The organism is Pseudomonas sp. Irchel 3H3 (assembly GCF_900187635.1).
In the GTDB taxonomy this organism is placed as follows: Bacteria; Pseudomonadota; Gammaproteobacteria; order Pseudomonadales; family Pseudomonadaceae; genus Aquipseudomonas.
The window spans coordinates 201049-227881 of the sequence record NZ_FYEC01000004.1; the positions used below are offsets into that span (position 1 = coordinate 201049).

The following is a 26833-nucleotide window of genomic DNA, read 5'->3' on the forward strand; positions in this document are numbered from 1 at the left end:
TTTTTATGGCGGTCGGTTCGCCAGGGCGCTGTCACTGATGGTGCGAAATGCTGATCTTGGGTCCCTGTTTCTGTGCACAAACGGCGCAAAAATTGGCTTAAGTTATATCCATTGCACCATTTAATTTCATAACTGCGACATTTTGCGCTGTTCCGGTGCTCCTCTCGTTTGTTACAGTCCGGCTCAATCTCTCCCAACGACAATAAATTTGCCGAGACTTTTCCATGATCGAATCCGTCGAATCCTTCCTTGCGCGCCTGAAAAAACGTGACCCTGACCAACCTGAATTCCATCAGGCCGTCGAAGAGGTCCTACGCAGCCTGTGGCCCTTTCTCGAAGCCAATCCCCACTACCTGACTTCCGGCATCCTGGAGCGCATCTGTGAGCCGGAGCGGGCCGTGGTGTTTCGCGTTTCCTGGGTCGACGATCACGGCGCGGTGCAGGTCAATCGCGGATTCCGGATCCAGATGAACAGCGCCATCGGCCCGTACAAGGGCGGCCTGCGTTTCCACCCGTCGGTGAACATGGGCGTGCTGAAGTTCCTGGCCTTCGAGCAAACGTTCAAGAACTCCCTGACTTCACTGCCGATGGGCGGTGGCAAGGGCGGTTCGGACTTCGATCCGAAGGGCAAGAGCGATGCTGAAGTGATGCGCTTCTGCCAGGCCTTCATGAGCGAGCTGTATCGCCATATCGGCTCGGACGTTGACGTTCCAGCCGGCGACATCGGCGTGGGCGCGCGGGAAATCGGCTTCCTGTTCGGCCAATACAAGCGCCTGAGCAACCAGTTCACCAGCGTGTTGACCGGCAAGGGCATGAGCTATGGCGGCAGCCTGATTCGCCCGGAGGCCACCGGTTTTGGTTGCGTGTACTTTGCCGAGGAAATGCTCAAGCGCCGCGGTGAAAAGGTGCAGGGCAAGCGTGTGGCAATCTCCGGCTCCGGCAACGTCGCGCAGTACGCAGCGCGCAAGGTCATGGACCTGGGCGGCCAGGTGATTTCCCTCTCCGACTCCGAAGGTACGCTGTACTGCGAGGGTGGGCTGAGCGAGGAGCAATGGTCGGCGCTGCTGGAGCTGAAAAACGTCAAGCGCGGCCGCATCAGCGAACTGGCCGCACGGTTCGGCCTGGAGTTTCGTGCCGGACAAAGCCCGTGGGACTTGGCGTGTGACATCGCGCTGCCGTGTGCCACGCAGAACGAACTGGACGCCGAGGCTGCGCGCACCTTGCTGCGCAATGGCTGCATCTGTGTCGCCGAAGGGGCGAACATGCCGACTACCCTGGCGGCCGTGGATATCTTCATCGAGGCTGGAATCCTGTTCGCCCCGGGCAAGGCGTCGAACGCCGGCGGTGTCGCGGTCAGTGGCCTGGAAATGTCGCAGAACGCCATGCGCCTGCTGTGGACTGCCGGTGAAGTCGACAGCAAGTTGCACAACATCATGCAGTCGATCCACCACGCATGCGTGCACTACGGCGAAGAAAACGGGCAGATCAACTACGTCAAGGGCGCGAACATCGCCGGTTTCGTCAAAGTCGCCGACGCAATGCTCGCCCAGGGCGTGGTTTAAGCGGCTTCGATGCGGATCACTTCGATCAGTTGATCGCCGGCGGGGCGTTGCCAGAGCACTTCATCATTGAGTTGCGCGCCCAGCAATGCCCGGCCCAGTGGTGAGCTCCAGTTGATCAGGCCCTGGGCGGCAACAGCCTGGTCTTCACCGACCAGTTGCACGCGCCGCTCAGTGCCTTGCTCATCGGCATAGGTCACCCAACTGCCGATCTGCACCTTGTCGGTCGAGGTGGCCGGGGGCACGACCTGAGCGCTTTGCAGGCGTTGGTGGTAGTAGCGCAGGTCGCGCTGCAGATCCGCCAGGCGCTGCTGGTCGGCTAACTCACCGAGGGCCGACTGCGCGCTGTGCAGGGTCTGCAGTTCGGCGACCTTGTCCTGCAACTGGCGCAGGCCGTCGGGGGTGACGTAATTGGGTTGGCTGCTGACCTGGCGCTCGACGGGCTGGTCGGCTTGGGCGGCGGCGTTATCTTCATTGACGAAAGCGCGGCTCATGGCGGTTCTCCCTGTATGGGGTTTAGGCCATGCTCGCAGGCTTTTAGTTTCCTGGGTTGTTCAAAAGCGACCGCACCTCGCCATATTCCAGACTCCGGGCCGCTAAATCTGCAGGGATCCGTAAGAAGCCTGTGATTATTGTGTTGGCGCGCCTGCCAGGCGACTGTGCTCGGTCAGTTCCTGATCGATGAACGCGGCGATCATGGCTCGGTATACCTGTTCGGTCACATTGGGGTGGGCGCCGACTTGCTCGGATAACGCGCGCACCTTGGCGATGACCTGTTCCACCCGTTGCGGCGCTTTGACCGCATCAACGTCTTTCTTGAAGCGGGCCGCCTGCGCCACATAGGCACCACGTTCGGCCAGCAGGGTGACGATCTGCCGGTCCAGGCGATCGATATGGGTGCGTACTTCTTCGAGAGTGTGGCAGTGGACGTCCATGTATTTTCCGTTCGTGTTTTTTGGGGGGCTGGTCAGCGAAGGCATGCGCCTGAAGGCCGCTCAATAGTGATACCACTTCAGCTCCAGCATCACCTCGTTCTGCGCCGATGCGAGGTGGCTGAATTCGCGCTGGGCGCTCAGGCGCAGGCCGAGGTTGCGCGACAGTCCCCACTGCTGGTTCAGGCTCAGGCTACGGCGCACCTCGCCGTTGGTGAAGAAATCGCCGCGGGTTTCCAGGCTCAGGTTGCCCAGCGGGTTGCGCCACAGCAGGCCACTGTTGAATCCGGCCGCCGGCGAGATGAACTCGGCGAAGTCATTGTTGTGTTCGACCCGCACCGTGCCAAGGGCAAACCCCAGCACATCCTCGCCCAATTGCCAGGTACCGCCGGCACCGCCGTTGACATGGCTGACCAGGGTCTCGTCATCGTGCTTGCCCGGCACCCGTTCCAGGCCGCCGGTAACTTGCCAGGACCAGGGTTGCAGGAGCTCGTTGCGTGGCGTCAGGGAGCGGATGGTGGCCAGGTCCAGCTGTTGCAACTGCCACTGGTTGCCCTCGTACTGGCGCAATTTCATCTGCAGGATCTCAATCTGTGCGCCCAGCGGGAAGCTCTCGGCATTGTCGTTGAGGTCGTGATACGCCATGCGCAGGCCATATTCACCGAACGCCTGGTCGCCGCGGGTACCGATACCCGCCTGCCAGGTGCGTGATTGGTGCCCGTCTTCCGGCAGCCCCGGGCGCTCGATGGCTAGCTCCGGTGGTGGATTCTGGTTGATCGCCCGCAGCAGTTCGAAACTGCGTTGCGCTCGTGCCGGGTCGCGCTCCTGGCCATTGGCGCGGTAGCGTTCCAGGCGGTAGGCGGCATCGATGATCAGTGCCTGGCGGTCCCGTGGCAGGGCCTTGCAGGCGGGTGCCTGCAATTGTTGCGGGTCGGCGCTGACCTTCAGCACCCACTGCTGCTCTTCGTCAGACAGTGTTTCGGCGCGGCTGAGCAACTCGCGCTCGCGGGACGGCCGATAGTCGATTTTTTCCACCAGCCCGGCATCTTTCACCGCTTTGACGGTGTCGGTGGGAATGGCCGTCAGCGGGAATTGTTCGGTCAGCTTGAGCCCCGGTCGTGCCACCTGCAGCAGCTCCAGCAGGCGGTAAGAGCAGTTTTCATCGAAGAAGAAATAGTCGAACTGGATCTGCTTCAGTTCCCAGACGTGCTCGACCATGCGCTCGGTTTCGACCTGGGTCAGGTTCAGCCGGTACTCCCACAGGTCGCGGTTCTCCAGGCTGCGGTATTCCGAGAGTTTTTCCTGGTAGGGGACCAGGGCGAACAAGCCCGGGTAGCCGCCCATCAGACCCTTCCAGGCATACAGGATGCTGTTGTCCGAGCCCTCAATGTAGGCACCGAAGTTGATCGCATAGCTGAGCAGGGCAGTGTTGTCGCTTTGTACGCCGGCCTGGTCGATCCGCAACAGCGTGTGGCCGAACATAGAAGACGGGCTGTTGAGGTAGGCCGCAGGGAAAATCATCACCGCACTGTGGGGCGAGACATCCTTGAACCATTGCTTGAATTCGCTGCAGTCCACCGCGGGCAGGTCGTTGAGCTGCAGTTGTGCCTGCAGCCAGCGGGTACGCGCCGGGTAAACGCATTGTGCATGTTGCTGACCGAGGCTGGCCGGGGCATACAGCGCCTGTACGGTGGCCGCCAGTTCGGCATCCGGGTGTTCGGCACCGTCGCGGGCCAGGAAAAATTTGTGGTCGCTGATGTAGCTGCGCCAGCCGCCCAGCTTGGCGGTTTCGTAGTGACCCAGGGAAATCCAGAACGGGTCGTTGGCCAGTTGCTGCAGGCGTTGGTTGTCGAGGTGGGGCGCGGCGGACAGCGGGGCGCAGACAAACAGCGCCAGACAGGCAAGGCGTTTGAGCATGGTGGGCAACTTAAGTCGAAAAAATAAAGACCAAATGCAGTCAGGTCCAAAAAACAAAACCCGCCCCGGTGAGAGGGCGGGTGAGGTCGAGCTTAAGCTGGGGTGGCGTATTTGGCCAGGCGAGTATCGGCCTTGAGTACGGCCAGGGTATTGGTATGCACATCTTCAGCGGTCACGTCAGCCTTGCTGAAGATCTGCTGGAAATGTTCGTGGGTAACGGCGGCGAAGTGCGCACGGTCTTCCGGTGCGACGCCCAGGACCACAGCGTAAGTGGTCAGTGCTTCACCCTGACCCTTGGCCATGTCTTCGGACAGCTCGTTTATCATGCCGTTCATGGCGAACCAGGACTTGCCACCATAGGTCAGCGCAGCGTTGGTCGCGCAGCCGTTGGTGCCGGAGGTCATGCCGAACGTGGCGTTGCCGGAGGTGCCGTTGGTGGTGGAAGCCAGGAAGTGAGCCGGGGTGCCACGCTGACCTTCAAACAGCATGTTGCCCCAACCGCAATCCGGACCGCCTGGCGCCTGCGCCATGGCGTTGAGGGATACAGCGGTGAAGAGAGTACCAAGAAGAATCCGTTTCATAGCTTTGTTCTCTTTATGTGCGTACCAATGGACAGGAGTTCTGAGGCCAATTTGGCATCAGTGGGCCGGTTATTAGTCCAGCCGCGCAGTTTGGAGTTTAGGCAGGTTCCGTGGGTTCCGTGGTTTTTTGGAAAAATATTCCTCAAACCAGTGATTTAGCCGGCGCCTGGGTAGGGTTCGGCGTTTGACTATGCTTTTACCCAAGGCGCGCCTTGCCAGTCAGGTGCAGGCAGCGCCAGAATGCCTCCAACTGCCCCGCCTGATGTAAGGAAGCCCGATGCCTGATCCTGTTGCTGCCAGCTTGCGTCTAGCGCCCGAAGCGCTGACCCGTCCGTTTTCCGCTGAACAGTTCAGCTTCTCTACCACCAATGATCTGGAGCCTTTTCGCGGTGTGCTCGGCCAGGAACGCGCGGTCGAAGCCTTGCAGTTCGGTGTGGCCATGCCACGCCCCGGTTACAACGTGTTTGTCATGGGTGAGCCTGGCACTGGTCGGTTCTCGTTCGTCAAACGCTACCTCAAGGCCGAAGGCAAGCGCCTGCAGACCCCGGCGGACTGGGTCTACGTCAACAATTTCGATGAGCCACGCGAACCCCGCGCCCTGGAGTTGCCCTCGGGCACGGCCGGTGCATTCATCGCCGATATCAATGGCCTGATCGACAACTTACTCGCGACCTTTCCTGCGGTCTTTGAACACCCGTCCTACCAGCAAAAGAAAAGCGCTATCGACCGCGCGTTCAACCAGCGCTACGACCGTGCACTGGATGTGATCGAGCGTCTGGCACTGGAGAAAGAAGTCGCGCTGTACCGCGACAGCACCAATATTGCCTTCACTCCGATGAGTGAGGGCAAGGCGCTGGATGAGGCTGAGTTCGCCCAGTTGCCGGAAGCGGTGCGTGAGCAGTTCCACGAAGATATTTCCGGGCTTGAAGAGCGACTCAACGAGGAGCTCGCCAGCCTGCCGCAGTGGAAGCGTGAATCCAGCAATCAGATGCGTCACCTGAACGAAGAAACCATCACCCTGGCCTTGCAGCCATTGCTTGCGCCGCTGTCGGAAAAGTACGCGGAAAATGCAGCGGTGTGCGGTTACCTGCAGGCGATGCAGGTGTACTTGCTCAAGACCGTGGTCGAGCAACTGGTCGACGACAGCAAGACCGACGCCGTCGCCCGTAAACTGCTGGAGGAGCAATACGCGCCGAGCCTGGTGGTGGGGCATTCGGTCAGTGGCGGTGCGCCGGTGGTGTTTGAACCGCACCCGACCTACGAAAACCTGTTCGGCCGCATCGAGTACAGCACCGATCAGGGCGCGCTCTATACCACCTATCGTCAACTGCGACCCGGTGCCTTGCACCGGGCCAATGGTGGGTTCCTGATCCTGGAAGCGGAAAAAATGCTCAGTGAGCCGTTCGTGTGGGATGCGCTCAAGCGTGCCCTGCAGTCGCGCAAGCTGAAAATGGAATCGCCACTCGGGGAGATGGGCCGCCTGGCCACGGTGACGCTGACGCCGCAACACATTCCGTTGCAGGTCAAGGTGGTCATCATTGGCGCCCGCCAGCTGTACTACACGCTGCAGGACCTGGATCCGGACTTCCAGGAGATGTTCCGGGTGCTGGTGGATTTCGACGAAGACATTCCAATGGTCGACGAGAGCCTGGAGCAGTTCGCCCAGTTGCTCAAGACTCGCACTTCGGAAGAAGGCATGGCCCCGCTGACCGCCGATGCGGTGGCGCGCCTGGCGACTTACAGTGCGCGCCTGGCCGAGCACCAGGGGCGTTTGTCGGCACGCATCGGCGACCTGTTCCAGTTGGTCAGCGAGGCGGACTTCATCCGGCACCTGGCCGGCGACGAAATGACCGACGCCGGGCATATCGAGCGTGCACTCAAGGCCAAGGCCACCCGTACCGGGCGCGTCTCGGCACGGATTCTCGATGACATGCTGGCGGGGATCATCCTGATCGACACCGCTGGCGCGGCCGTGGGCAAGTGCAACGGGCTGACGGTGCTGGAAGTGGGTGACTCGGCCTTCGGCGTTCCGGCGCGGATTTCCGCGACGGTCTACCCGGGTGGCAGTGGCATCGTCGACATTGAGCGTGAGGTCAACCTCGGGCAGCCGATTCACTCCAAGGGCGTGATGATCCTCACCGGTTACCTGGGCAGTCGTTATGCCCAGGAATTCCCGTTGGCGATCTCGGCGAGTATTGCCCTGGAGCAGTCCTACGGTTATGTCGACGGCGACAGTGCGTCGTTGGGCGAGGCATGTACGCTGATCTCGGCCTTGTCGAAGACGCCGCTCAAGCAGTGCTTCGCCATCACCGGCTCGATCAACCAGTTCGGCGAAGTACAGGCAGTGGGTGGGGTCAACGAGAAAATCGAAGGCTTCTTCCGGCTGTGCGAAGCTCGCGGACTGACCGGTGAGCAGGGCGCAATCATCCCGCAGGCCAACGTGGCCACGCTGATGCTCGATGAGAAGGTCCTGGCGGCGGTGCGGGCCGGGCAGTTCCATGTGTATGCGGTGCGCCAGGCCGACGAGGCATTGAGCCTGCTGGTTGGCGAGCCGGCCGGTGAGCCGGACGAGGAGGGCCAGTTCCCTGAGGGCAGCGTCAACGCACGGGTGGTCGAGCGTTTGCGAGTGATCGCGGAAATGATCAGCGAAGAGGACTTGAAGGAGGCCGAGAAAGAACTGGCGCAGGAGGCGCTGGCCGAAGCCAAGCCGGCTTGATCCCAGTCATCTACCCGCTGTAGGAGCAAGGCTTACCCGCGAATGCGTACGAAATGACGCCTTCGTGGGTAAGCCTTGCTCCTTTTTTATGGCGCAGCGAATGACGTCAAAAAACCAACAGCGACCATTCGGCGCTTCGTTACCCTCGGCAACTTGCTGATTCGACTTTTCTTCTATGCTCAGGTCTAGGATATCGACAGCTATCACTGGATCGAGACAGCCTTCGCGTGGAGGCTGAATACCGGATCTATCGAGGGTCGCCGCCATGTCGCGCAACCTCTGCCTTACCCGCCAATGCCTGGGTCTCGTGACCCGGATCGAATGCAGTGTGCGCCCGCTCGCCGGCGATACTGGCATGTGGACCTTGCTGTTTGCTGCCGGCATGGCAGGCGAACAGCCTTCGGCGATCAAGGCCCAAGGCCCGTTTCATGGCCCTTTTGTGGCTGAATCGATACTCGATACCATCGTTGAAAGCCTGACCCTGCATGGTTATCAACTGGCCGACGACCCGCAGATCTGGTGCTTGCACCTGCAAGCCCAGCTACGGGAAATCAACGGCGGCCGGTACCGCAACCAGGATGGTTTCGATTCGACTCCAAGGCATTGACCTCACTCGGCAGGGGTGGGGTTCTGCACCTTGTCGAGCTTGACCTCAAAGCCATACTCGATGGTTTCCAGGTCGGTGCGCTGGTAGCTTTCCAATTGGCTCGGCTGACCATAGAAGTAGTGCACGTCCAGCACTGCGGGGCCCTCTGTGTTGGCGTCATGACTGACCAGCAAAATCTCCTTCAGGTAGTTGCCGCTCGCGTCCTTGGCGAAGAAGCGCCAGTCCTGCGCGGGGAATACTTTCTGGTCGACCAGCAGGGCGTTACCCCTGAGCTCCAGGCCTTTGGGTAATTTGCTGGCGTCGAGGCTGTGCTTTTCAATATCGGCGAGAAACAGTGGCATGGAGCCCACGGCGTAGGCCGGGGTTTCGGGGAACAGGGTCAGGTCGTAGGTGATGGTGGCGTGTAATGGATCGATTTCGAAGGCTTCGGCTGGCAACTCGATGGGAGTGCCACGCAGGCCATTGTCATCCTGGGTGAAGAAGGTCAACGGAGTCGGGCCGGGGCTGAATGAGCTACCGAGCAGTTCATCGTTGAAGCTGCTGGGGTGGTCGAACTGAATGCGCGCGGCACTGGCGTCCTCCACCGACTGGGTGATGCGAATGCTGTTTTTCAGTTGCTGCGCGTCCAGGCTCGCGCCTTTGAGCCAGTTGCCGGCCTGGTCGTCATAGACCACCACGGGCGGGGTGAGGCTTTGAATGGTTTTGTCGGTGGTGTTGCGGTCAAAACGCCTGACGGGCAGATCCAGTTCCTTGCGGGTCACGGTGGCGGCGGAAAAATCCAGCACGTTGACTTCCAGGCTGTCGATGGGGCCATTGAAGTAGACCTTGGTGTAATGATGGCTCTGCTGGCGCTCGAAGGCTTGCAGTTCGTCATTAAGCTGCTTTTCCAGTGCCTCGCTCCAGGCGGTCTGTTTTTGCATCTCGGCCAGTTGGTTTTGATAGAAGGCTATTTGTGCTGAGTCTTCGTTGATCGAGCCGGCGCGTGCGAGGAACTGCCCGGTCTGGTCCCGGGCCTGGACGATCAGTGGATTGAGCGGGGTGTCGCCGACCTCTGGGGCCAGCGCTGCGCGGTTGTCGACCGTGATTTCGGCGTAGTTGTTCTCGAGGCTGTGCAGGGTGACGCTGAGGTTGGCCTCGGTCCGTGTAAGCCCGATGTCCTTTTTGCTCAGGTTGAAGGTCGCGACCTTGTGCGGTGCGATCACTTCGACCTTGCCTTGCAGGGTCAGGGGTTGTGGCTGGCTGCTGTTGGCCACCTCCAGTCCCTCGACAAAGGGGTAGGCGAGGGTCAGGTCATCCGGGGCGGTCAAGCTCGAGCTTGAAGGGCTCAGCTGGATGCCGGGGTCGGTTTCCGACCATTCGGCCTGGAAGGGGATGACCTGCTTGTTGCTAAGAGTGACCGATTGCCATTCCAGGCCGTGGGGGAAGGGAAACTCCGAGGGCATGTTGAAGTTGAACGGGAACACCGGTTGCAGGTCGGTCAGGTAGTCGGAGCTGGCATCCTTGCGCAGGACGATCAGGCCATTGATGTAGGTGTCGACCAGCGCCTGCGGGCTTGCGTAGTGCCGGAGCAACGCCATGGCGTCGTCACCGTACTCGGTTTCGACCGGCTTGGCGGCCAGCTTCTGTTGGGCGCGTTCGAGCAGCAGCAGGGAGCCGCCGAGACTGGATACGGCATCCTTGAGCTTGGGGTCGGTGATGGCGTCCAGTGACTTTTCGAACTGGACGGTCTTGTCTTCAAGGCTTTGCGCAGGCTTTTCGTCCGCGGGCGAGCAGCCGCTGAGCAGCGCCACCAGGCACAGGCCGATCGTCGTCAAGGGTAAGCGCACATCCATTTTCCAGTATTCCCGTACGACGCACGTGGGTGCGAACGCTTTGGACACTAGCAGAAAACCCTCGGTCAGACTTCCAGGTTATGGATTTGCCAGCGGTTTATGGGTGTTTGAGCGGCTGGTATACTCGCCGCCATTTCCAGCCTTGGTGTGAGATTTAATGGAACGCTTTATCGAAAACACAATGTACGCTTCGCGCTGGTTGCTGGCCCCTATCTACTTCGGCCTGTCCCTGGGTTTGCTGGCCCTGGCCCTGAAGTTCTTTCAGGAAGTCTTCCACGTTATCCCCAACGTCTTCTCGATGGCCGAGTCGGACCTGATCCTGGTCCTGCTGTCGCTGATCGACATGGCCCTGGTGGGCGGCCTGCTGGTGATGGTGATGATCTCCGGCTATGAAAACTTCGTGTCCCAGCTGGATATCGATGAATCCAAGGAAAAGCTCAACTGGCTGGGCACCATGGATTCGTCTTCGCTGAAGATGAAAGTCGCGGCCTCGATCGTGGCGATTTCCTCGATCCACTTGCTGCGCATTTTCATGGACGCCAAGAACGTCGATCCCGAGCACCTGAAGTGGTACGTGATCATTCACATGACGTTCGTGATTTCGGCGTTCGCCATGGGCTACCTGGACAAACTGACCAAGCACTGATTACCCCGCAGGTGGTAAACGGACGGGCGGCAGCGTTGTCGGCTTGTGCTTTGGTGCGTCGAGGCTTATCCCTGTAAGGGTCCTGGCTCGCCAATGCACGGGGTGTGCACATGAACCTGCAAGAGTTGAACGCCTATGCCATCGCCGGCAAGGTCGATGAGCTGAACCTGATCTCCATGGAAGGCGGGATCTATCTCCTCGAGGCGCGGATGCACGGCGCGGCCTACCCGCTGAGCGACACCCATGGCCAGATGATGCACCTGCGCTCGGTGGAGCATGCGCGGCAAATGCTCCACGCCTTTCCCAAGTTACCGTTCAATCTGGTTCACACCTCGGTCCACGACGAGATGTGCGGATTGGGCGCCAGTAGCGAGGACAGCCTGAAAGTGCCGATCGCCTTCCGTTCGGCTTGAGGACGCTGGCCCCCTGATCACGGCACGGGCATCTGTGCTAGTCTGCTCGCCCTTTTGGTTCCGGGCGCTCCGGGATGCGCTGTGCACGCACGGCAATGTCTCGGGCCGTCCGCACAGCGGAGCAGTGTCATGTCCGAAGTAAATCTGTCCACCGACGAAACCCGCGTCAGCTACGGCATCGGCCGTCAGCTGGGCGACCAGCTGCGCGACAACCCGCCACCGGGCGTTAGCCTGGACGCAATCCTGGCAGGTCTGACCGACGCTTTCGCCGGTAAGGAAAGCCGCGTTGGCCAGGAAGCCATGTCGGCCAGCTTCAAGGTCATCCGTGAAATCATGCAAGCCGAAGCGGCAGCCAAGGCTGAAGCAGCGGCGGGTGAAGGCCTGGCATTCCTGGCTGAAAACGCCAAGCGTGACGGCATCACCACCCTGGCTTCCGGTCTGCAATTTGAAGTCCTGACTGCCGGTGAAGGCGCCAAGCCATCCCGCGAAGACACCGTGCGTACTCACTACCACGGCACCCTGATCGACGGCACTGTGTTCGACAGCTCCTACGATCGTGGTCAACCTGCAGAATTCCCGGTTGGCGGCGTGATCGCTGGCTGGACCGAAGCCCTGCAACTGATGAACGCAGGCAGCAAATGGCGTCTGTACGTGCCGAGCGAATTGGCTTACGGCGCTCAAGGCGTTGGCAGCATCCCGCCGCACAGCGTTCTGGTATTTGACGTCGAGCTGCTGGACGTTCTGTAATACCCGGCCCGATATGACATCGGGCTAATGTGGGAGCGAGCGCTCGCTTGCGGGCGCTAGCTCCCACAGTTTTTTGTGCTGCATCATATTTCGATCTTGTGCGTCAGATCATGCGTCGGGCGCAATGCCCGGGCATAGCAGAACAGAAACAGGTTGCGCACCAGCTCCTTGAGCACCACCGGTTCGCTGGAGCTCAGGCCATTGAGGTCGAGGTCGCCCTGGTCCTGCAGTTCGCTCAAGGCTTCTTCTTCCAGTACAGCGCAGACTTCCCCGGTTTCCCGATGCAGGATCCTGAGGTAAGGGTGTGGGCGGTCCAGCCATGCATCGATCAAGTAAGTCATGATGCTCATCTCCTTTCTAGTGGTTTGATGAGAATAATTCTTATTCAATTAATAGCAAGTGCCTATTGGCGGTTTCTGCGGATTTTGTGCGCGGGGATTGCTCAGGATCAAAACGGCTGGCGTTTTGCTATTGGGGCGGGAGGAAGGCTTGCGAGGGGGGGGGAGCAGCCATCCCGCGCGGACGCGCGATGGCTTGCAGCAGGCTCAGACTTTTCTGACGAACTCGGATTTGAGTTTCATCGGGCCGATGCCATCGATCTTGCAGTCGATGTCGTGGTCGCCATCGCACAGGCGGATGTTCTTGACCTTGGTGCCGACCTTGACCACCAGCGAGGTGCCCTTGACCTTGAGGTCCTTGATCACGGTGATGGTGTCGCCATCTTGCAGGACGTTGCCGACCGAATCCTTTTTCACAGTTTCATCGGACGCCGCCTCGGCCTCGCCGTTGGCGGACCATTCGTGGGCGCACTCCGGGCAGATCAGTTGGGCGCCGTCTTCGTAGGTGTATTCGCTATTGCATTTCGGGCAGGGTGGCAACGTGCTCACTAAAGCTCCTTGAGTTCAGGATGGCTAAAAAGCGCACATTATATAGGGTTTTAAGCGGGAGAGGGCGATGCAACACCTGTAGGAGCGAGCTTGCTCGCGAAGAACTCAATGACACCACGTTCATTCAGGATGCACGCGTTATCGTTGGCGACCTTCGCGAGCAAGCTCGCTCCTACAGATATCCCTTAGTGCGTGCGGGCGACCGCGAACTCGCTCAGCTCAACCAGGGCATCGCGGTACTCGCTGGCCGGCAGCATTTCCAGGCACTTGATCGCGCGGGCTACATAGTCGCGCGCCAATTGCGCGGTGTATTCCAGCGAGCCTGAGGCCTCCACAGCGGCGCGGATGCTCTCCAGGTCTTCGATGCCGCCTTTCTGGATCGCCTTGCGCACCAGGGCTGCCTGTTCTGGCGTGCCTTCGCGCATGGTGTAGATCAGCGGCAGGGTCGGCTTGCCTTCGGCCAGGTCGTCGCCGACGTTCTTGCCCAGGGTCTCGGCATCGCCGCGATAGTCGAGCAGGTCGTCGACCAGTTGGAATGCCACACCCAGGTGATCACCAAAGGTGCGCAGGGCTTCGCTCTGCTCCGGGGTTGCACCCGCGAGGGCAGCAGCGCTGTGGGTCGAGGCTTCGAAGAGCATCGCGGTCTTGCCGCGAATGACTTCCATGTAGGTTTCTTCGGTGGTGCTGGCGTCGCGCACCTTGGACAGCTGCAGGACTTCGCCTTCGGCGATGATCCGCGTGGCCTGGGAGAGGATCTTCATCACCGGCATGGAGCCCAGTTCGACCATCATCTCGAACGAGCGCGAATACAGGAAGTCGCCGACCAACACGCTCGGGGCATTGCCCCACATGGCGTTGGCAGTCGAGCGGCCACGGCGCATACCGGACATGTCGACCACGTCGTCGTGCAGCAGGGTGGCGGTGTGCAGGAACTCGATAGTGGCTGCCAGCAGGCGCATGTCATCGCCTTCGCGACCCAGGGCCTTGCCGCACAGTAGCACTAATAAAGGACGCAGGCGTTTGCCGCCAGCCGAGGTGATGTAGTCGCCGATTTTCGATACCAGCGGCACTCGGGAAGTCAGCTGCTTCTTGATGATGCCGTCGACGGCGCTAAAATCGTCCGCCACCGCGCGGTAGAAAGCTTGGGGTTGCATCAGCGACAGGTGCTCCATAAGGGTTGCGCGGCATGCTAGGACCCACGCCAGCGGGTGTCAAGGCACGATGGACGGCCCCTTGCAACGCGCTCGTGGCTTGCGTACAATCGCGCACCCTGAACTTCCTGGGCAGCACCTGCCTTACGCAATTGCAAACCGGCCTTCCAGCCTTATGCAGCCATGCCAGCCAATACCTCTTCTTATAAAGAGCTGGGTGAGCAGGATTATCGGAGAAATACCATGTCTTATGCAGTAATCGTTACTGGTGGCAAGCAGTACAAAGTTGCTCCAGGTGAATACCTGAAGATCGAAAAACTGGAAATCGCTACCGGCGAATCCGTTACTTTTGATCGCGTTCTGTTGGTTGCCAATGGCGACGACGTGAATATCGGCGCTCCAGTTGTTGCTGGCGCTACCGTTGTGGCTGAAGTGATCTCCCAAGGTCGTCACGATAAAGTCCGCATCATCAAGTTCCGTCGTCGTAAGCACCACATGAAGCGTATGGGCCACCGCCAGTGGTACACCGAGATCAAAATCACCGGTATTCAGGCTTAATTTCAGCCTAATTCCTCACTAGGAGAATTGAACTCATGGCACACAAAAAAGCTGGTGGTAGTACCCGTAACGGTCGCGACTCAGAAGCCAAACGCCTTGGCGTGAAGATGTATGGCGGCCAGGTTATCATTCCGGGCAACATCATCGTGCGTCAGCGCGGCACCCAATTCCACGCTGGCTACGGCGTTGGCATGGGCAAAGATCACACTCTGTTCGCTAAAATCGACGGCGTGATCAAGTTCGAAGTAAAAGGCGCTTTCAACCGCCGTTACGTGAGCATTGTCCCGAAGACTCCAGTCGTCGCGGCATAATTACGTAGTTGCTGGAAAAGCCCTGTCTTGCGACGGGGCTTTTTCGTTTGTGGGGTGAGTCTCTTGCAAAGCTGTTTGTGATGGGCGAAAGCAGTGGGTTTGCGGTCGTTGCTTGAGGTCGCTGCGCTCATTTTTGCAAGAGTCTTATGTCTTGGTTTTTTCGGCTCGTCCGTATGGCGAGAGGCGTTTTGTTATGAAGTTTGTTGATGAAGTATCGATTCGAGTAAAAGCTGGCGATGGCGGCAATGGTTGCATGAGCTTCCGTCGGGAAAAATTCATCGAAAACGGTGGTCCGAACGGTGGTGATGGGGGTGATGGCGGCTCGGTCTACATGATCGCCGACGAAAACCTCAATACCCTGGTGGACTACCGTTACACCCGGCACTTCGATGCCGAGCGTGGCGCCAACGGCGGCAGCACCGACTGCACCGGCAAGAAGGGTGAGGAGTTGGTGTTGCGGGTTCCGGTGGGTACCACGGTGATCGATTCGGCAACCCAGGAAGTTATCGGCGACCTGACCAAGGCTGGTCAGCGGTTGTTGGTGGCGCATGGTGGTTGGCACGGTCTGGGTAACACCCGTTTCAAATCCAGTACCAACCGGGCGCCACGCCAGACTACGCCGGGCAAGCCGGGCGAGCAGCGTGACCTCAAGCTGGAAATGAAAGTGTTGGCGGACGTCGGCCTGCTGGGCTTGCCTAACGCCGGTAAAAGTACCTTTATCCGTTCGGTGTCGGCTGCCAAGCCGAAAGTTGCCGATTACCCGTTCACCACCCTGGTGCCAAACCTGGGCGTGGTCAGTGTCGATCGCTGGAAAAGCTTTGTCATTGCCGACATCCCGGGTCTGATCGAGGGTGCTTCGGATGGCGCCGGCCTGGGGATTCGTTTCCTCAAGCACTTATCGCGTACCCGCCTGCTGTTGCACCTCGTCGACATGGCGCCGCTGGATGAAACCAGTGCAGCCGATGCCGCTGAAGTGATCGTCAGCGAGCTGACCAAGTTCAGCCCGTCCCTGGCTGAGCGTGATCGTTGGCTGGTGCTGAACAAGTGCGACCAGATTCTTGAGGAAGAGCACGAAGAGCGCGTCAAGGAGATCGTCGATCGCCTGGAGTGGACCGGTCCGGTCTACGTCATCTCGGCTATCGCCAAAGAAGGCACCGAGCGCCTGACTCGCGACATCATGCGTTACCTGGAAGATCGTGCTGATCGCCTGGCCAACGATCCGGCGTACCGCGAAGAGCTGGCCGATCTTGACCAGCGCATCGAAGATGAAGCGCGTGCCCAGCTGCAGGCCCTGGATGACCAGCGTGCCCTGCGCCGCAGCGGCGTGAAGTCGGTCCATGACATCGGTGACGATGACTGGGATGAAGAAGATGTGGATGACGAAGATGGTCCGGAAATCATTTACGTGCGTGACTGATACGTTGCGATAAACTTAAGCGCCGCTCCCTGGAGCGGCGTTTTAGTATCTGGAAATCGGTAGTCACGAATAACGTTATGGGCAGCACTGGGTCGTGCTGTCCTCAAGCTAAGGTTGAAGATCATGCGGAGCAAGGTGACAGGTGCGCAGCGTTGGGTCGTGAAGATCGGCAGCGCTTTGCTGACGGCTGACGGCAAGGGTCTGGATCGCGCGGCAATGGGCGTCTGGGTTGAGCAGATGGTGGCGCTGCACGAGGCGGGCGTCGAGTTGGTGCTGGTGTCCTCGGGGGCGGTGGCGGCGGGCATGAGTCGTCTGGGCTGGACTGCACGACCCAGTGCAATGCATGAGTTGCAGGCGGCGGCCGCTATTGGCCAGATGGGCCTGGTGCAGGCTTGGGAGTCGAGCTTCGCCGAGCATGGCCGGCACACTGCGCAGATCCTGCTGACGCATGATGACTTGTCCGATCGCAAGCGTTACCTCAATGCTCGCAGCACCCTGCGCGCGCTGGTCGATCTCAAGGTCATCCCGGTGATCAACGAGAACGATACGGTGGTCACCGACGAAATCCGCTTCGGCGACAACGATACCCTGGCGGCACTGGTGGCCAACCTGGTCGAGGCTGACCTGTTGGTGATTCTCACGGACCGTGATGGCATGTTCGACGCTGATCCGCGGAATAACCCCGATGCCCAGCTGATTTACGAGGCGCGTGCCGATGATCCGGCGCTGGATGCGGTGGCTGGCGGTACGGGCGGCGCGCTGGGGCGTGGCGGTATGCAGACCAAGCTGCGTGCGGCGCGGCTGGCGGCGCGTTCCGGTGCGCACACGATCATCGTGGGCGGGCGCCTGGAGCGGGTGCTGGATCGCCTGAAGGCGGGCGAGCGTATCGGCACCTTGCTGTCGCCTGAGCGTGGCCTGCTGGCGGCGCGCAAGCAGTGGTTGGCGGGGCACTTGCAGACGCGCGGCACGCTGGTGCTGGATGCGGGCGCGGTTTCGGCCTTGTCCCAGGGTAACAAGAGCTTGCTGCCAGTCGGCGTCAAGCTGGTCCAGGGCAGCTTCCGCCGTGGCGAAATGGTGGTGTGCGTGGCGCCGGACGGTCGCGAGATTGCCCGTGGCCTGGCTAACTACAGCGCCCTGGAGGCGCAAAAAATCATCGGTCAATCGTCCGAGGCGATTGTCGGTTTGCTGGGTTACATGGCGGAGCCGGAACTGGTTCACCGCGATAACCTGATTCTGGTTTGAGTGAAGGAAAAGCGCATGCGCATGGCAAAGGGCTTGTTGGGGTTGTTGCTGGCGATGCCGCTATTGGCTTCGGCCGAAGAGATTGGTCAGGTATCGACCGTGTTCAAGTTTGTCGGGCCCAATGACCGTATTGTGGTCGAGGCCTTTGATGATCCGAAGGTCGATGGTGTGACCTGCTACCTGTCGCGCGCCAAGACCGGCGGAGTGAAGGGTGGCCTGGGGTTGGCCGAGGATCGTGCCGAGGCGTCCATTGCCTGTCGTCAGGTCGGGCCGATCAGCTTCAGGGGTGAGCTCAAGGATGGTGACGAGGTGTTCAAGGAGCGCACGTCCCTGGTGTTCAAGACCATGCAGGTGGTGCGATTTCTCGACAAGAAGCGCAATACCCTGGTGTACCTGGTCTATAGCGACCGCCTGATCGAAGGCAGTCCGCAGAATGCGGTGACGGCGATTCCGATTTTGCCGTGGGCTCAGCATTGATTTGATTCGAGGCTCGTAGGGGCGGGCAGCCACCCCTACAGTTTTTTGTATTGGTTTGATCAAATCGCAGGCAATAAAAAACCGACCCTGAGGTCGGTTTTTTAATGAGCGTGTCGCTTAGGCAGCAGCGGCAACGTTCAGAGCCTTTACGTGGCCATTCAGGCGGCTCTTATGGCGAGCAGCTTTGTTCTTGTGGATGATGCCTTTATCGGCCATACGGTCGATAACTGGCACGGCCAGAACGTAAGCAGCTTGCGCTTTTTCAGCGTCTTTTGCGTCGATGGCTTTAACTACATTCTTGATGTAGGTACGAACCATGGAACGCAGGCTGGCGTTGTGGCTGCGACGCTTCTCAGCCTGTTTTGCACGTTTTTTGGCGGAAGGTGTGTTGGCCACCGTCGAGCTCCTCGAAAGACTTTTTGGGAAATAGCAAACAAAATAGGCCGCGAATCATGCCGATGAGTTGAAGTCTTGTCAAGGGCGGTTGAGACGTTCCGCTAAGTGGTAGGTATAAAGCACCGGGATATTTCATTCCGGCGTACGACCTGTAAACTCGCGAGCTTTGGCTCTGTGCTGTTGCGGCGCGGAGTATCGCATAAGTAGGCGCATTGTTCGCCTGCTGTTTATCGACAGGCAAAAAACTCTTCCATGAACCTGCTTAAATCCTTGGCCGCCGTCAGCTCTATCACGATGATCTCCCGGGTTCTGGGGTTCGTGCGTGACACCCTCGTCGCCCGTATATTTGGCGCCGGCATGGCCACGGACGCCTTCTTCATTGCCTTCAAACTGCCCAACCTGTTGCGGCGGATCTTCGCCGAGGGCGCGTTTTCCCAGGCGTTCGTACCGATCCTGGCAGAATACAAAAGTCAGCAAGGCGAGGAGGCGACCCGCACCTTCGTGGCTTATGTTTCGGGTTTGCTGACGCTGGTGCTGGCGCTGGTGACGATCATCGGGATGATCTTCGCGCCCTGGGTGATCTGGGCCACGGCCCCGGGTTTTACCGATACCCCGGAAAAGTTCGAGCTGACGTCCAGCCTGCTGCGGGTCACGTTCCCTTATATATTGCTGATCTCCCTGTCTTCGCTGGCTGGGGCGATTCTCAATACCTATAACCGGTTCTCGGTGCCGGCGTTCGTGCCGACCCTGCTCAACGTCAGCATGATCATCTTCGCGCTGTTCCTCACCCCCTACTTCGATCCGCCGGTGATGGCGCTGGGTTGGGCGGTACTGGCTGGCGGCCTGGCGCAGTTGCTCTATCAGCTGCCACACCTGAAAAAGATCGGCATGCTGGTGCTGCCACGGCTGAACCTGCGCGATAGCGGGGTCTGGCGCGTGATGAAGCAAATGCTGCCGGCGATCCTCGGGGTTTCGGTCAGCCAGATTTCGTTGATCATCAACACCATTTTTGCATCCTTCCTGGTGGCCGGCTCCGTGTCCTGGATGTACTACGCCGATCGGCTGATGGAGTTGCCATCAGGAGTGTTGGGCGTGGCCTTGGGCACCATTCTCCTGCCGACCCTGGCCAAGACCTATGCCAGCAAGGACCGCCACGAATACTCGCGCATTCTCGACTGGGGCCTGCGCCTGTGCTTCGTGCTGGTGCTGCCCTGTGCGCTGGCCCTGGGGATCCTCGCGGAGCCGTTGACGGTGTCGCTGTTCCAGTACGGTCAGTTCAGTGCCTTTGATGCGTCGATGACCCAGCGCGCGTTGGTGGCGTATTCGGTCGGATTACTGGGGATTATCGTGATCAAGGTGCTGGCTCCCGGCTTTTACGCGCAACAGAACATCCGCACTCCGGTAAAAATCGCAATTTTCACCCTGATAGTCACCCAGCTGTTCAACCTGGCCTTGGTCGGCCCGCTGAAGCACGCGGGCCTAGCGCTGGCCATCAGTGGTGGGGCGTGCCTGAACGCCGGCCTGTTGTTCTATCAACTGCGCAAGCAGAATATGTATCAACCGCAGCCGGGCTGGGGCAAGTTTGCCCTTAAGCTGTTGCTGGCGGTGGCCGTGATGTCCGCAGTACTGCTGGGGATAATGCATTTCATGCCGGCCTGGAGCGACGGTCACATGCTCGAGCGTTTCCTGCGTCTGGGCGTGCTGGTTGGTGCTGGGGTGGTAACGTATTTCGGCATGCTGGCGCTGCTGGGCTTCCGTCTGCGGGACTTCAATCGCAAGGCGTTGAGCTGACGCCAATGCTGGAATAATCGCGAGCCAGGCGTCGGTTTTGTCGGTTCGATCACTTTGGGTTACGGTGTTGCCTGTCGTCGGCCGCCGGGTGTGGTTATAATCGACCACTTTATGAGCAAGAAGCGCGTTATGCAGCTGGTTCGAGGCCTCCACAATCTGCGCCCCCAGCATCGGGGCTGCGTCGCCACTATTGGCAACTTTGACGGTGTTCACCGTGGTCACCAGGCTATCCTGGGCCGGCTGCGTGAACGTGCGCTTGAGTTGGGCGTACCCAGCTGCGTGGTGATTTTCGAGCCCCAGCCCCGCGAGTTTTTTGCGCCCGACACCGCGCCCGCGCGTCTTGCTCGCCTGCGCGACAAGCTGCAACTGCTGGCAGACGAAGGCGTTGACCGGGTGTTATGCCTGGCGTTCAACCAGCGCTTGAGCAAGCTCAGCGCCGCCGAATTCGTCGACACCATCCTGGTCGATGGCCTGGGCGTCCAGCATCTGGAGGTCGGTGACGATTTCCGCTTCGGCTGTGACCGGGTAGGGGATTTCGATTTCCTGCAGCAGGCGGGTAGCGTCCAGGGTTTTACCGTGGAAGCGGCGCAGACGGTCGAGCTGGACGGTCTGCGGGTCAGCAGCACCCAGGTGCGAAACGCCCTGGCCGCCGCTGATTTCGAGTTGGCTGAGCGTTTGCTCGGGCGGCCGTTCCGGATTGCCGGGCGGGTCCTGCACGGGCAGAAGCTGGCGCGCCAGTTGGGTACGCCAACGGCCAACGTGCAACTCAAGCGCCGTCGCGTGCCGCTGACCGGGGTGTACCTGGTGAGTGTCGACCTCGACGGCAAGACCTGGCCAGGCGTCGCCAATATCGGCGTCCGGCCAACGGTCGCAGGTGACGGCAAAGCCCACCTTGAAGTCCATATACTCGATTTTGCCGGCGATCTGTATGACCGGCGTTTGACGGTGGTTTTCCACCACAAGCTGCGTGATGAGCAGCGTTTCGCCTCTCTGGAGGCGCTTAAGACGGCGATCAATGCGGATGTCGCCGCCGCCCGTGCCTATGCCGCACCTAGCGCCAATCGCTAATGAAGAGCCTTAAATGACCGACTATAAAGCCACGCTAAACCTTCCGGACACCGCCTTCCCAATGAAGGCCGGCCTGCCTCAGCGCGAACCGCAGATTCTGCAGCGCTGGGACAGCATTGGGCTGTACCAGAAGTTGCGTGAGATTGGTAAGGATCGTCCGAAGTTCGTGCTGCACGACGGTCCTCCGTACGCCAACGGCACCATTCATATCGGTCACGCGCTCAACAAGATTCTCAAGGACATGATCATTCGTTCGAAGACCCTGTCGGGCTTCGACGCACCTTATGTCCCGGGCTGGGACTGCCACGGCCTGCCGATCGAGCACAAAGTCGAAGTGACCCACGGCAAGAACCTGGGCGCGGACAAGACCCGCGAACTGTGCCGTGCCTACGCCACCGAGCAGATCGAAGGGCAGAAGTCCGAGTTCATCCGCCTGGGTGTGCTGGGCGACTTCGCCAACCCGTACAAGACCATGGATTTCAAGAACGAGGCCGGCGAAATCCGCGCCTTGGCTGAAATCGTCAAGGGTGGTTTCGTGTTCAAGGGCCTCAAGCCCGTGAACTGGTGCTTTGACTGCGGTTCGGCCCTGGCCGAAGCGGAAGTCGAATACGAGAACAAGAAGTCCTCGACCATCGACGTTGCCTTCCCGATTGCCGATGAAGCCAAACTGGCTACGGCTTTCGGCCTGGCATCGCTGGGCAAGCCGGCTTCGATCGTGATCTGGACCACCACCCCGTGGACCATCCCGGCCAACCAGGCGCTCAACGTTCACCCGGAATTCAACTACGCCCTGGTCGACGTCGGTGACCAGCTGCTGGTGCTGGCTGAAGAGCTGGTGGAATCGTGCCTGGCCCGCTATAGCCTGGAAGGTTCGGTCATCGCGACCACCACCGGTAAAGAGCTGGAGCTGATCAACTTCCGTCACCCGTTCTACGATCGCCTGTCGCCGGTTTACCTGGCGGACTACGTCGAACTGGGCGCTGGTACCGGTGTGGTTCACTCCGCCCCGGCCTACGGCGTGGACGACTTCGTGACCTGCAAGAAGTACGGCATGGTCAACGACGACATCCTCAACCCAGTGCAAAGCAACGGTGTGTACGCGACGTCGCTGGAGTTCTTCGGTGGCCAGTTCATCTGGAAAGCCAACCCGGCCATCGTCGACAAGCTGACTGAAGTGGGTGCGCTGCTGCACACCACCATCATCGAACACAGCTACATGCACTGCTGGCGTCACAAGACCCCGCTGATCTACCGCGCCACCGCGCAGTGGTTCATCGGCATGGACAAAGAGCCGGCAACTGGCGAGACCCTGCGCAAGCGTGCGATCAAGGCCATTGAAGAGACCAAGTTCGTTCCGGCCTGGGGCCAGGCACGCCTGCACTCGATGATCGCCAACCGTCCTGACTGGTGCATCTCCCGCCAGCGCAACTGGGGTGTGCCGATCCCGTTCTTCCTGAACAAGGAAAGCGGCGAACTGCACCCGCGTACCGTTGAGCTGATGGAACTGGTGGCCCAGCGCGTCGAAGTCGAAGGCATCGAAGCCTGGTTCAAGATGGACGCTGCCGAGCTGCTGGGCGATGAAGCGCCACAGTACGACAAAATCAGCGACACCCTCGACGTCTGGTTCGACTCGGGCACCACGCACTGGCACGTCCTGCGCGGTTCGCACCCGATGGGCCACGAAAGCGGTCCGCGTGCCGACCTGTACCTGGAAGGTTCGGACCAGCACCGTGGCTGGTTCCATTCGTCCCTGCTGACCGGTTGCGCCATCGACAACCACGCGCCGTACCGCGAGCTGCTGACCCACGGCTTCACTGTCGATGAGTCCGGCCGCAAGATGTCCAAGTCCCTGGGCAACGTGATTGCGCCACAGAAGGTTAACGACACCCTGGGCGCCGACATCATGCGTCTGTGGGTGGCTTCGACCGATTATTCGGGTGAAATGGCGGTTTCCGAGCAGATCCTGCAACGCAGTGCGGACGCCTACCGGCGGATCCGTAACACCGCGCGCTTCCTGCTTTCCAACCTGAGCGGTTTCAACCCGGCCACTGACATCCTGCCGGCCGACGAAATGCTCGCCCTGGACCGTTGGGCCGTGGACCGCACCTTGCTGCTGCAACGCGAGTTGCAAGAGCACTACGGTGAATACCGCTTCTGGAACGTCTACTCCAAGATCCACAACTTCTGCGTGCAGGAGCTGGGCGGTTTCTACCTGGACATCATCAAGGATCGCCAGTACACCACCGGCGCCAACAGCAAGGCCCGCCGTTCGGCGCAAACCGCGCTGTACCACATCTCTGAAGCGCTGGTGCGCTGGATCGCGCCGATCCTGGCCTTCACCGCCGACGAGCTGTGGCAGTACCTGCCGGGCGAGCGTAACGAATCGGTAATGCTCAACACCTGGTACGAAGGCCTCAGCGAACTGCCGGAAGGCTTCGAGCTGGACCGCGCCTACTGGGAGCGGATCATGGCGGTCAAGGTGGCGGTCAACAAGGAAATGGAAATCCAGCGCGCTGCCAAGGCGGTGGGTGGCAACCTGCAAGCCGAAGTCACGCTGTACGCCGAAGAGGCGCTGAGCGCCGACCTGGCCAAGCTGAGCAACGAGCTGCGCTTCGTCCTGATCACCTCGACCGCGAGCATTGCCCCGTTCGTGCAGGCACCGGCCGACGCAGTCGCGACCGAAGTCAGCGGCCTGAAACTCAAGGTGGTCAAGTCGGGCTTCGCCAAGTGCGCCCGTTGCTGGCACTGCCGCGAGGACGTCGGGGTGAACCCGGAGCATCCGGAAATCTGCGGTCGTTGCGTTGACAACATCAGCGGCGCAGGCGAGGTTCGTCACTATGCCTGATGCTGCTAGCCGTTTCGGACGGTTGAGCTGGCTGTGGTTGAGCCTGCTGGTCCTGGTCATCGACCAGGCCAGCAAGTTCTACTTCGAAGGTTCGTTGACGATGTACCAGCAGATCGTGGTGATCCCCGATTACTTCAGCTGGACCCTGGCCTACAACACGGGTGCGGCCTTCAGCTTCCTGGCTGATGGCGGTGGTTGGCAGCGTTGGCTGTTCGCCTTGATCGCGATCGTGGTCAGTGGCGTGCTGGTGGTCTGGCTCAAGCGCCTGGGGCGCAACGACACTTGGCTGGCCGTCGCCCTGGCGCTGGTGCTGGGCGGGGCGCTGGGCAACCTGTACGACCGCATTGCCCTGGGCCATGTAATCGACTTCATTCTGGTGCATTGGCAGAACCGCTGGTATTTCCCAGCGTTCAACTTTGCCGATAGCGCCATCAGCGTCGGCGCCGTGATGCTTGCGCTGGATATGTTCAAAAGCAAGAAAACCGGAGAAACCGTTCATGACTGAACAGGTATTGGCTGAGCAACGCATCGGTCAGAACACGGAAGTCACTTTGCATTTCGCATTGCGCCTGGAGAACGGCGACACCGTCGACAGCACCTTCGACAAAGCCCCGGCGACCTTCAAGGTCGGCGATGGCAACCTGTTGCCAGGTTTCGAAGCCGCCTTGTTCGGCTTCAAGGCGGGCGACAAGCGTACACTGAGCATCGAGCCAGAGCGTGCGTTTGGCCAGCCCAACCCGCAGAACGTACAGATCATCCCGCGCTCGCAGTTCCAGGACATGGAGCTGTCCCCGGGTTTGCTGGTGATCTTCAACGATGCGGCCAACACCGAGCTGCCGGGTGTGGTCAAGGAATTCGATGACACGCAAGTGACCATCGACTTCAACCACCCGCTGGCGGGCAAGACCTTGACCTTTGACGTCGAGATTATCGACGTCAAAGCGCTCTAACCGACTAAGCCGGCCTTTTGTAGGAGCGAGCTTGCTCGCGATGATCGTTAACGATGACGCGTATATCCTGGATAAACGCGGTGTCTTTGAGTTTTTCGCGAGCAAGCCGCAAGCGGGCACCCGCTCCTACAGGGCAAGACACGAGGCACAGCATGCAAATCAAACTCGCCAATCCCCGTGGCTTCTGCGCCGGTGTGGACCGGGCGATCGAAATCGTCAACCGCGCCCTGGAAGTCTTCGGGCCGCCGATCTATGTGCGCCACGAAGTGGTCCATAACAAGTTCGTGGTTGAAGACCTGCGTGCACGAGGAGCGATTTTCGTCGAGGAGCTGGATCAGGTGCCGGATGACGTCATCGTGATTTTCAGCGCCCACGGGGTTTCCCAGGCTGTTCGCAGCGAAGCCGCAGGCCGTGGCCTGAAGGTGTTCGACGCAACGTGCCCGTTGGTGACCAAGGTGCATATCGAAGTCGCGCGCTATAGCCGTGACGGTCGCGAGTGCATCCTGATCGGGCATGCCGGTCACCCGGAAGTCGAAGGCACCATGGGCCAGTACGATGCCAGCAACGGCGGTGCGATCTACCTCGTCGAAGACGAAAAAGATGTTGCCGCCTTGCAGGTGCATAACCCGGACAAGCTCGCCTTCGTCACCCAGACCACCTTGTCGATGGATGACACCAGTCGGGTGATCGACGCCTTGCGCACGCGTTTCCCGGCCATTGGCGGTCCACGCAAGGACGACATCTGCTACGCCACGCAAAACCGTCAGGATGCGGTCAAGCAACTGGCCGACGAATGCGATGTGGTGTTGGTGGTGGGCAGCCCCAACAGCTCCAACTCCAACCGCCTGCGTGAACTAGCCGAGCGCATGGCTACCCCGGCCTACCTGATCGACGGCGCCGAAGATTTGCAGCGCAGCTGGTTCGATGGCGTCGAGCGGATCGGCATCACCGCCGGGGCTTCGGCACCGGAAGTGCTGGTTCGTGGGGTAATCCAGCAGCTGCACGCCTGGGGTGCCACCGGTGCCGATGAACTGGCCGGTCGCGAGGAGAACATCACCTTCTCCATGCCCAAGGAACTACGGGTTCGCTCCCTGCTTTGATCCCGCGCACAAGGCCTGCTCGGCCTTGTCGTGGCGCAGGCTGACGCGGCCGCTTCTGGACAGCACCACCTGATGGTGGCTGATCGGCTGGCGGCTCGCGCAGATGTGCAACGTCCCTACCTGAAAAGTACCTGCGGGCAATAACGGCTCGCCCAGGCTGCTGAATCGTACAAAACGCCTGACCCATTGATTGCCGACGATCCGCAGCGGTCCGCCAGTCTGGTGCTGGCGCAACAGTGGGTTGCTGCTGTCCTCCTGGCCGCGACCACTGAGGTCCAGGATGATTCGCCAGCCCTGGCTCCAGTCATCGTTCAAGCCATGCACCACCACCGCCTGATTGCGCAGCAGCGCCTCGCTGCGCGCATTGCGCAGGCCGCTGGCAAGGCTCAGGGCCGCGCTTTCCCGGCGCACTGACTGCGCGTATTGACTGAGCGCCGGCACGCTGAGGTGCAGCGCCATGGCGGCAATGGCCAGGCCCACCAGCAACTCGATCAAGCCCAGGCCTTTTTGATCCATGACGGCTCCTTCCCTGGAGTTACGAGGTATCCCTAGGTGTAGCTGTTGGCGGCCCAGGATGGTGGTCAATCATTGTGCAAAAGGTTTCGCTGCGTAGGGCCGCACTGGCGCAGTCGCGAATGTATTGCGCCTTGTTCCGGCGGCGAGCAGCGACGCGCAGCCGGCGCTAACCTT

The 26833-nt window shown here is 60.2% G+C and carries 27 protein-coding genes; 17 read left to right on the top strand and 10 right to left on the bottom strand.

Translation table 11 applies throughout. The features are described 5' to 3' along the window. The first annotated feature begins 224 nt into the window (after positions 1-224). On the top strand, positions 225-1562 hold the full coding sequence (gene gdhA / locus CKW24_RS07120) for an NADP-specific glutamate dehydrogenase (protein ID WP_095166466.1): 1338 nt from the start codon (positions 225-227) through the stop codon (positions 1560-1562). Here gdhA and CKW24_RS07125 read toward each other — a convergent pair. The 4 genes from CKW24_RS07125 to CKW24_RS07140 form a co-directional block, all read right to left on the bottom strand. Further along, positions 1559-2053, bottom strand: coding sequence for a GreA/GreB family elongation factor (locus CKW24_RS07125; protein ID WP_095166468.1), 495 nt, complete (start codon positions 2051-2053; stop codon positions 1559-1561). The genes gdhA and CKW24_RS07125 overlap by 4 nt on opposite strands. A 135-nt stretch (positions 2054-2188) precedes the next feature. Further along, complete coding sequence (locus tag CKW24_RS07130) at positions 2189-2494, bottom strand: chorismate mutase (RefSeq protein ID WP_095166470.1); 306 nt, start codon at positions 2492-2494, stop codon at positions 2189-2191. Between the two features lie 60 nt (positions 2495-2554). Beyond that, positions 2555-4408 carry a DUF4105 domain-containing protein gene (locus tag CKW24_RS07135; RefSeq protein ID WP_095166472.1) on the bottom strand — a complete coding sequence of 618 codons (1854 nt, stop codon included), beginning with the start codon at positions 4406-4408 and terminating at the stop codon, positions 2555-2557. A 92-nt stretch (positions 4409-4500) separates the two neighbouring features. Beyond that, positions 4501-4989, bottom strand: coding sequence for a DUF3015 domain-containing protein (locus CKW24_RS07140; protein ID WP_095166474.1), 489 nt, complete (start codon positions 4987-4989; stop codon positions 4501-4503). A 277-nt stretch (positions 4990-5266) separates the two neighbouring features. On the opposite strand from CKW24_RS07140, the gene CKW24_RS07145 reads away from it, so the two are divergent. Both CKW24_RS07145 and CKW24_RS07150 read left to right on the top strand, forming a co-directional pair. Beyond that, the gene (locus tag CKW24_RS07145) at positions 5267-7705 is read left to right on the top strand and encodes a Lon protease family protein (RefSeq protein ID WP_095166476.1); all 2439 of its coding nucleotides are present in this window, start codon (positions 5267-5269) and stop codon (positions 7703-7705) included. A gap of 265 nt (positions 7706-7970) precedes the next feature. Continuing rightward, complete coding sequence (locus CKW24_RS07150; protein ID WP_095166481.1) at positions 7971-8312, top strand: hypothetical protein; 342 nt, start codon at positions 7971-7973, stop codon at positions 8310-8312. Positions 8313-8314: 2 nt separating this feature from the next. Here the strand turns inward: CKW24_RS07150 and CKW24_RS07155 are convergent, their stop codons facing one another. Further along, positions 8315-10144, bottom strand: coding sequence for a hypothetical protein (locus tag CKW24_RS07155; protein ID WP_095166483.1), 1830 nt, complete (start codon positions 10142-10144; stop codon positions 8315-8317). A 157-nt stretch (positions 10145-10301) separates the two neighbouring features. Here CKW24_RS07155 and CKW24_RS07160 point away from each other — a divergent pair, with 157 nt between their 5' ends. The 3 genes from CKW24_RS07160 to CKW24_RS07170 all read left to right on the top strand — a co-directional run bounded on the left by CKW24_RS07160 (position 10302) and on the right by CKW24_RS07170 (position 11950). Continuing rightward, entirely contained in the window at positions 10302-10790 is a 489-nt protein-coding gene (locus CKW24_RS07160) for a TIGR00645 family protein (protein ID WP_095166485.1), read from the top strand. Between the two features lie 110 nt (positions 10791-10900). Further along, entirely contained in the window at positions 10901-11203 is a 303-nt protein-coding gene (locus CKW24_RS07165) for a DUF6482 family protein (protein WP_095166487.1), read from the top strand. A 129-nt stretch (positions 11204-11332) separates the two neighbouring features. Next, entirely contained in the window at positions 11333-11950 is a 618-nt protein-coding gene (locus CKW24_RS07170) for an FKBP-type peptidyl-prolyl cis-trans isomerase (protein WP_095166489.1), read from the top strand. An 83-nt stretch (positions 11951-12033) separates the two neighbouring features. Here CKW24_RS07170 and CKW24_RS07175 read toward each other — a convergent pair whose 3' ends face one another. The 3 genes from CKW24_RS07175 to CKW24_RS07185 form a co-directional block, all read right to left on the bottom strand. Continuing rightward, complete coding sequence (locus CKW24_RS07175; protein ID WP_095166625.1) at positions 12034-12291, bottom strand: hypothetical protein; 258 nt, start codon at positions 12289-12291, stop codon at positions 12034-12036. A 204-nt stretch (positions 12292-12495) separates the two neighbouring features. Continuing rightward, positions 12496-12837 carry a zinc ribbon domain-containing protein YjdM gene (locus CKW24_RS07180; protein WP_027617845.1) on the bottom strand — a complete coding sequence of 114 codons (342 nt, stop codon included), beginning with the start codon at positions 12835-12837 and terminating at the stop codon, positions 12496-12498. A gap of 185 nt (positions 12838-13022) precedes the next feature. Next, on the bottom strand, positions 13023-13991 hold the full coding sequence (locus CKW24_RS07185) for a polyprenyl synthetase family protein (protein ID WP_095166627.1): 969 nt from the start codon (positions 13989-13991) through the stop codon (positions 13023-13025). A gap of 240 nt (positions 13992-14231) precedes the next feature. On the opposite strand from CKW24_RS07185, the gene rplU reads away from it, so the two are divergent. The 5 genes from rplU to CKW24_RS07210 all read left to right on the top strand — a co-directional run bounded on the left by rplU (position 14232) and on the right by CKW24_RS07210 (position 17993). Next, positions 14232-14546, top strand: a complete 315-nt coding sequence (gene rplU, locus CKW24_RS07190; RefSeq protein ID WP_003176051.1) for a 50S ribosomal protein L21 — start codon at positions 14232-14234, stop codon at positions 14544-14546. 35 nt (positions 14547-14581) lie between these two features. Further along, entirely contained in the window at positions 14582-14857 is a 276-nt protein-coding gene (gene rpmA, locus CKW24_RS07195; protein ID WP_093419745.1) for a 50S ribosomal protein L27, read from the top strand. Between the two features lie 193 nt (positions 14858-15050). Further along, entirely contained in the window at positions 15051-16274 is a 1224-nt protein-coding gene (cgtA, locus tag CKW24_RS07200) for an Obg family GTPase CgtA (RefSeq protein ID WP_095166490.1), read from the top strand. A 123-nt stretch (positions 16275-16397) separates the two neighbouring features. Then, positions 16398-17516: a glutamate 5-kinase gene (gene proB, locus CKW24_RS07205; RefSeq protein WP_095166492.1), complete on the top strand. Its 1119-nt coding sequence runs from the start codon at positions 16398-16400 to the stop codon at positions 17514-17516. A gap of 15 nt (positions 17517-17531) precedes the next feature. Then, positions 17532-17993, top strand: a complete 462-nt coding sequence (locus CKW24_RS07210; protein WP_095166494.1) for a CreA family protein — start codon at positions 17532-17534, stop codon at positions 17991-17993. Between the two features lie 117 nt (positions 17994-18110). Here the strand turns inward: CKW24_RS07210 and rpsT are convergent, their stop codons facing one another. Then, complete coding sequence (gene rpsT / locus CKW24_RS07215) at positions 18111-18389, bottom strand: 30S ribosomal protein S20 (protein WP_003185593.1); 279 nt, start codon at positions 18387-18389, stop codon at positions 18111-18113. 252 nt (positions 18390-18641) lie between these two features. Here rpsT and murJ point away from each other — a divergent pair, with 252 nt between their 5' ends. The 6 genes from murJ (at position 18642) to ispH (ending at position 26143) form a co-directional block, all read left to right on the top strand. Further along, positions 18642-20180, top strand: a complete 1539-nt coding sequence (gene murJ, locus CKW24_RS07220; protein WP_095166496.1) for a murein biosynthesis integral membrane protein MurJ — start codon at positions 18642-18644, stop codon at positions 20178-20180. Between the two features lie 129 nt (positions 20181-20309). Continuing rightward, complete coding sequence (gene ribF / locus CKW24_RS07225; protein ID WP_095166498.1) at positions 20310-21248, top strand: bifunctional riboflavin kinase/FAD synthetase; 939 nt, start codon at positions 20310-20312, stop codon at positions 21246-21248. Positions 21249-21261: 13 nt separating this feature from the next. Further along, entirely contained in the window at positions 21262-24093 is a 2832-nt protein-coding gene (ileS, locus tag CKW24_RS07230; RefSeq protein ID WP_095166500.1) for an isoleucine--tRNA ligase, read from the top strand. Further along, positions 24086-24598 carry a signal peptidase II gene (gene lspA, locus CKW24_RS07235; RefSeq protein ID WP_095166502.1) on the top strand — a complete coding sequence of 171 codons (513 nt, stop codon included), beginning with the start codon at positions 24086-24088 and terminating at the stop codon, positions 24596-24598. Before ileS ends, lspA begins: the two co-directional genes overlap by 8 nt. Positions 24599-24605: 7 nt before the next feature. Continuing rightward, on the top strand, positions 24606-25043 hold the full coding sequence (gene fkpB, locus CKW24_RS07240) for an FKBP-type peptidyl-prolyl cis-trans isomerase (protein WP_174244638.1): 438 nt from the start codon (positions 24606-24608) through the stop codon (positions 25041-25043). A gap of 152 nt (positions 25044-25195) precedes the next feature. Further along, positions 25196-26143 (top strand): 4-hydroxy-3-methylbut-2-enyl diphosphate reductase, encoded by a 948-nt coding sequence (gene ispH / locus CKW24_RS07245; protein ID WP_095166506.1) that lies wholly within the window; start codon positions 25196-25198, stop codon positions 26141-26143. On the opposite strand, the gene CKW24_RS07250 is transcribed toward ispH, so the two are convergent. Further along, positions 26120-26659 carry a GspH/FimT family pseudopilin gene (locus CKW24_RS07250; protein WP_095166507.1) on the bottom strand — a complete coding sequence of 180 codons (540 nt, stop codon included), beginning with the start codon at positions 26657-26659 and terminating at the stop codon, positions 26120-26122. The genes ispH and CKW24_RS07250 overlap by 24 nt on opposite strands. Positions 26660-26833 lie beyond the last annotated feature (174 nt).